This is a genomic window from Sphingopyxis sp., assembly GCF_036402335.1.
In the GTDB taxonomy this organism is placed as follows: domain Bacteria; phylum Pseudomonadota; class Alphaproteobacteria; order Sphingomonadales; family Sphingomonadaceae; genus Sphingopyxis.
In genome coordinates, this window is the sequence record NZ_DASWTD010000677.1 from 1 (window position 1) to 4,962 (window position 4,962).

Sequence of the window (4,962 nt, forward strand, 5' to 3'; positions counted from 1 at the left end):
GAATATCGCGTTCCACGAGGTCGGGCGGCAGGCGATCATGGCCGATCCCGACTGGCAGGACGGCCAATATTACGGCAGCGCTCGCGCGCCGACCAAAGGCCTTGCAGTCGCGCGCATGGCAGCGCACATCACCTATCTGTCCGAAGAAGGGCTGACCGAAAAATTCGGCCGCCGCCTGCAGGCGCGCGACATCAAGAGCTTCGGCTTCGACGCCGATTTCCAGATCGAATCCTATCTGCGGCATCAGGGATTGGCCTTCACCGACCGTTTCGACGCCAACGCCTATCTCTACATCACGCGCGCGATGGACTATTTCGACCTCGCCGATCCGCACGACGGCCGGCTTGCGGGCGCGTTCGCGGGCGCAAAGGATGTGCGCTTCACGCTCGTCAGCTTCGACACCGACTGGCTTTATCCGACCGCCGAATCGCGCCGTGTCGTGCAGGCGCTGCAAAGCGTCGGCGCCGCCGCAAGCTTCGTCGAGCTGTCGGCGCCCTTCGGCCACGACAGCTTCCTCCTCGACGTGCCCGCGCTCGACCGGCTCGTCGCGGGTGCGCTGAACGCAGGTGCGTCATGACCGGAGGTTACCGCCTGTCCTTCGACCGGGCCGACATGCAGGTCGATGCGATTCACACCTTTCTGGCGCAAAGCTACTGGGCCGAACATATTCCGCTCGCGATTGTCGAACGCGCCATCGCGGGATCCTTATGCGTCGGCATTTTCGCGCCCGGCGGCGAACAGGTCGCGTTTGCCCGGGTCGTCACCGACCGGGCGACCTTTGCCTATCTCGCCGACGTCTATGTCCTCGAATCGCATCGCGGGCACGGCCTTGCCGCGCGCATGGTGACGGCGCTCCACGATCACGCCGACCTTCAGGGGCTGCGGCGGTGGATGCTCGCGACGAGCGACGCCCACGGACTCTATGCGGGGCTCGGCTGGACGGCCGTCGAAGACGGCAAACCGTTCATGCAGCGGCATTTCCCCGGCGTTTACGGGCGGCCCCGGCAATGAAGCTCCGCCCCGATCTCGCGATCATCGCCGCTGCCGTGCCGTCCGGGACACGCGCACTCGATATCGGCTGCGGCGACGGCGAGCTGATGGTTGCGTTGCGGAGCAAGGGCGTCGATGCGCGCGGGCTGGAGATCGATCCCGCCAATGTCACCACGGCGATCGCGCGCGGCCAGTCGGTCGTGCAGGGCGACGCCAACCGCGACCTGGCCGATTATCCCGACGATGCGTTTGACTATGCAATTCTGTCGCAGACGCTGCAGACGACCGAGCGTCCCGACCGCGTCGTGGACGAGTTGCTCCGGATCGCTCCGCGCGCCTTCGTCAGCTTTCCCAATTTCGCGCATTGGCGCATCCGGCTCGCGCTGCTGTGGGGCGGACGGATGCCGGTGACGCGGCTCCTGCCGGTCGCCTGGTACGAAACGCCGAACATCCATCACGTCACGGTCAGCGATTTTCGCGACCTCGTCCAGGCAAAGGGCATCGGGGTCGAGCGCGTGTGGCATCTCTCGGGCGACAAGCCGGCGAGCGACGCTGCCGCAAGCTGGCGCGCCGAACATGCGATTTTCCTGATTTCGCGAAGCTGATCATCCCCCGCCGGCGGGAGGGAGACCATTTAATCCGGCTTCTTCAGCCCGTGCGCGAGCAGGTCGTTCGCGGCCTGCGCCACGGCATCGGCATCGGCCGCATCGTCCCACAATCCGTATCGCATGCCGAGGAAAACGTTCATGCCGGCGATGGCCCAGGCATGGATTTCGCCCGCGTCGGGGCGGATCTCGCCGCGCTGCGCCGCGCTGTCCAGTCGCTGGCGGATACGCTCGACGGTCGTTTCATAGTGGCGCCGGTAGCTCGCATAATCGACGAATTCGGCCTCGTCGATGATCCGGTAGATTTCCTTGTGCTCGCGCACGAAGCCCAGATAGGAGCGGAGGCCGAGCCGCTCGGCCGCGATCGCATCGGGCGCTTCCTGGACGATCGGCGTGACATGATCGCGCAGCTGCTCGCTCATGTAGCGCACCAGCGCCTGGAAGATTTCGTCCTTCGAATCGAAATAGGTGTAGAAGCTGCCGAGCGCCGTCCCGGCGCGGCGCGTGATCGCGCTGATCGAGGCTTCGTGAAACCCGCGCTCGCCGAATTCGACCGCCGCGGCGTCGAGCAGCTTGCGCAGCGTCCGGCGCCCGCGCTCGGTCCGCGGCGTCTTGGCGCGCGCGTCGCGTTCCGTGTCGGCCTGTCCCGTATCGGTCTGCGGCTGATCCATGACTGCCTTTCCGTCTCCCCCCGTCCGGCCCCGCCTGCATCGTGGCATTTCCGCACCACTGGCAAGCAAAAAACGACGCGGTCAACTTCCAAGTTGAAACTTGGTTCATGTTTCACTATTGGATGCGGCGCGGCTTGGCAAGCACTGGCCCAAGAAAACCGAAAGGGTGGCGAGGTCACCCGCCACATGGGAGAGTCTTCATGCATCCTTTCGCCCGCTCGCTGCGCCGCGCCATCCTGGCCACCAGCGCGCTTTCGATGATCGCCTTTGCTCCGCCGGTTTTCGCGCAGGAGGAAGGCGCGAGCGCCGATAGCGGCGACGAGATCATCGTGACGGCACGCCGCCGCGACGAGCGGCTGATCGATGTGCCGATCGCCGTCACCGCCATTTCGGGCGACGCGCTGTCCAAGGCGGGCGCGATCGACATCACCGACGTCGCGAACATGGCGCCGAACACCACGCTCGAAAATTCGCGCGGCACCAATTCGACGCTGACCGCCTTCATCCGCGGGGTCGGCCAGCAGGATCCGGTTCCGGGCTTCGAGGCGGGTGTCGGCATCTACCTCGACGACGTCTATCTGAACCGGCCGCAGGGCGCGGTGCTCGACATCTACGACGTCGAACGCATCGAGGTGCTGCGCGGCCCGCAGGGCACGCTCTACGGCCGCAACACGATCGGCGGCGCGGTCAAATATGTGACGCGGGCGCTCAACCCCGATTCGCCCGAATTGCGCATCCGCGGAACACTGGGCACCTACAAGCAGGCCGACCTCGTCGTCACCGCAAGCGCGCCGATCAGCGACATCGTCCGCGTCGGCGGGTCGGTCGCGCGCCTGTCGCGCGGCGGCTTCGGCGACAATCTGGTCATCGCCGGCCTCGAAAATTACAACAAGGACGTGTGGGCCGGGCGCGGAACGATCGAACTCGGCGGCAACGGCGCGCCGGTGCTGATCCGCATCTCGGGCGACTATACGCGCGACAAGTCCGACCCGCGCAACGGCCATCGCCTGATCCCCGGCCTCGTTTCGGGGGCGCCGGTGCTCGATGACGTCTACGATACCCGCGCCGGGCTCAACGACCCGAAGCAGGATGTGAAGGCCTATGGTCTCGCGATGAATGTTTCGGCCGAACTCAGCGACAATGTGACGCTGCGCTCGATCAGTTCGTGGCGCAAGGACACCAGCTTCACCCCGATCGATTTCGATGCCCTGCCGTCGGTCGACGTCGATGTGCCCGCGGTCTATCGCAACGAACAGCTCAGCCAGGAATTCCAGCTGCTCTATGAAAGCGACCGGCTGCACGGCCTTGTCGGCTTCTATTATCTCGACGCCAAGGCCGCGACCTCGTTCGACGTCCTCCTCGGCCTTGCCGGCGCGGCGAATCCGCCCGCTCTCGGCGGCCCGTTGCCGGGCCTCAACGCGTATACGGCGGGCGACGTGCGGACCAAGACCTGGTCGGTGTTCGGCGATTTCACCTTTGACTTCACCGACCAGCTCAGCCTGTCGGTCGGCGGGCGCTACACCAACGACAAGCGCGAAGCCTTTGTTTACAAGGCAACGCGGATCACAGGCCTGTCCCCCGAATTCGGCGGCACGCTGACCCCGTTCGCGATCGCGGTGGCCACCAACTTCCGCGGCGACCGCACCTTCAAGGAATTCACGCCCCGCGCGTCGCTGAGCTTCAAGCCCAACGCCGACAATCTGGTCTATGCGTCCTATTCGAAGGGGTTCAAGGGCGGCGGTTTCGACCCGCGCGGTTCGGGCACCTCGGCGCCGATCAGCAATCCGGCGGCGGGCCGGACCTACGACGATATCTACAACTTCCTCGCCTTCGATCCCGAAAAGGTCGACAGCTACGAAATCGGCTACAAGGGTTCGCTGCTCGACCGCAGGCTGACGCTGAGCCTCGCCGGCTTCTACATGGACTATAAGGATGTGCAGATCCCGGGTTCGGTCGGTTGCCTTGTCGGCGGCGTCCAGAGCTTCTGCGGCATCACGACCAACGCGGCGAAGGCCCGCCTCCAGGGCATCGAAGCCGAAGCCAACGCAATTCTCGCACGCGACTTCGCCGGCGCGGGCTCGACCTTCCGCTTCAACGGCGCGCTCGGCTTCGTCGACGCCAAGTACAAGCGCTTCATCGGCCCCACCGGGGTCGATGTCGCGGATCAGCGGACTTTCCAGAACACGCCGAAATGGACGGTATCGGGCACGGTCGCGGCAGGCATTCCGGCGATGGGCGGCAATATCGACGTGTCGACCGGCCTCGTTTACCGCAGCCTGACGCACCAGTTCGAAGTGCCGATCCCGGCGCTCGACCAACCTGGCTATGTGCTGTGGGATGCGAGCCTCGTGTGGACGGCCGACAGCGGCGATTATTCGATCGGCATCCACGGCAAGAATCTGACCGACAAGCAATATATCACGTCGGGCTATAATTATCAGAACGCGGCGGGCGGCTCGACGCTGGGCCTCGAAGGCGTGCAGACGGCTTTCTACGGCAACCCGCGCCAAGTGTTCGTCACCGGCACGGTCAAATTCTGACCGGACCGCATCGTCAAAAAAGGGGAAAGGGGCGTCCATGGCGGCGCCCCTTTTTCTATGACCGCGAAGCCTGCCGATGTGACGGCATCGGGGTGGATTTCAGACATTCCCCTTAACCGTCGCCCCCGCGAAGGCGGGGGCCGTTGTCGACCTTAC

The 4,962-nt window shown here is 65.2% G+C and carries 4 protein-coding genes and 1 pseudogene; 4 read left to right on the forward strand and 1 reads right to left on the reverse strand.

All coding sequences use genetic code 11. The annotated features are described in order from the left end of the window. The 3 genes and pseudogenes from metX to metW all read left to right on the forward strand — a co-directional run. Positions 1-577: pseudogene (metX, locus tag VGD20_RS21740) on the forward strand (homoserine O-acetyltransferase); the annotation flags it as partial. Further along, the gene (locus tag VGD20_RS21745) at positions 574-1,011 is read left to right on the forward strand and encodes a GNAT family N-acetyltransferase (RefSeq protein ID WP_331136453.1); all 438 of its coding nucleotides are present in this window, start codon (positions 574-576) and stop codon (positions 1,009-1,011) included. The pseudogene metX and the gene VGD20_RS21745, both read left to right, overlap by 4 nt. Beyond that, positions 1,008-1,595, forward strand: coding sequence for a methionine biosynthesis protein MetW (metW, locus tag VGD20_RS21750; protein WP_331136454.1), 588 nt, complete (start codon positions 1,008-1,010; stop codon positions 1,593-1,595). Before VGD20_RS21745 ends, metW begins: the two co-directional genes overlap by 4 nt. Positions 1,596-1,624: 29 nt before the next feature. Here the strand turns inward: metW and VGD20_RS21755 are convergent, their stop codons facing one another. After that, positions 1,625-2,266 (reverse strand): TetR/AcrR family transcriptional regulator, encoded by a 642-nt coding sequence (locus tag VGD20_RS21755; RefSeq protein WP_331136455.1) that lies wholly within the window; start codon positions 2,264-2,266, stop codon positions 1,625-1,627. A gap of 200 nt (positions 2,267-2,466) precedes the next feature. Here VGD20_RS21755 and VGD20_RS21760 point away from each other — a divergent pair, with 200 nt between their 5' ends. Then, complete coding sequence (locus tag VGD20_RS21760) at positions 2,467-4,806, forward strand: TonB-dependent receptor (RefSeq protein WP_331136456.1); 2,340 nt, start codon at positions 2,467-2,469, stop codon at positions 4,804-4,806. Positions 4,807-4,962: the final 156 nt, after the last annotated feature.

What these genes read in the sequence shown, in the direction of transcription:
- VGD20_RS21745 (WP_331136453.1), top strand. Translation starts at nt 574, where the DNA reads ATGACCGGAGGTTACCGCCTGTCCTTCGACCGGGCCGACATGCAGGTC.
- metW (WP_331136454.1), top strand. Translation starts at nt 1,008, where the DNA reads ATGAAGCTCCGCCCCGATCTCGCGATCATCGCCGCTGCCGTGCCGTCC.
- VGD20_RS21755 (WP_331136455.1), bottom strand. Translation starts at nt 2,266, where the DNA reads ATGGATCAGCCGCAGACCGATACGGGACAGGCCGACACGGAACGCGAC.
- VGD20_RS21760 (WP_331136456.1), top strand. Translation starts at nt 2,467, where the DNA reads ATGCATCCTTTCGCCCGCTCGCTGCGCCGCGCCATCCTGGCCACCAGC.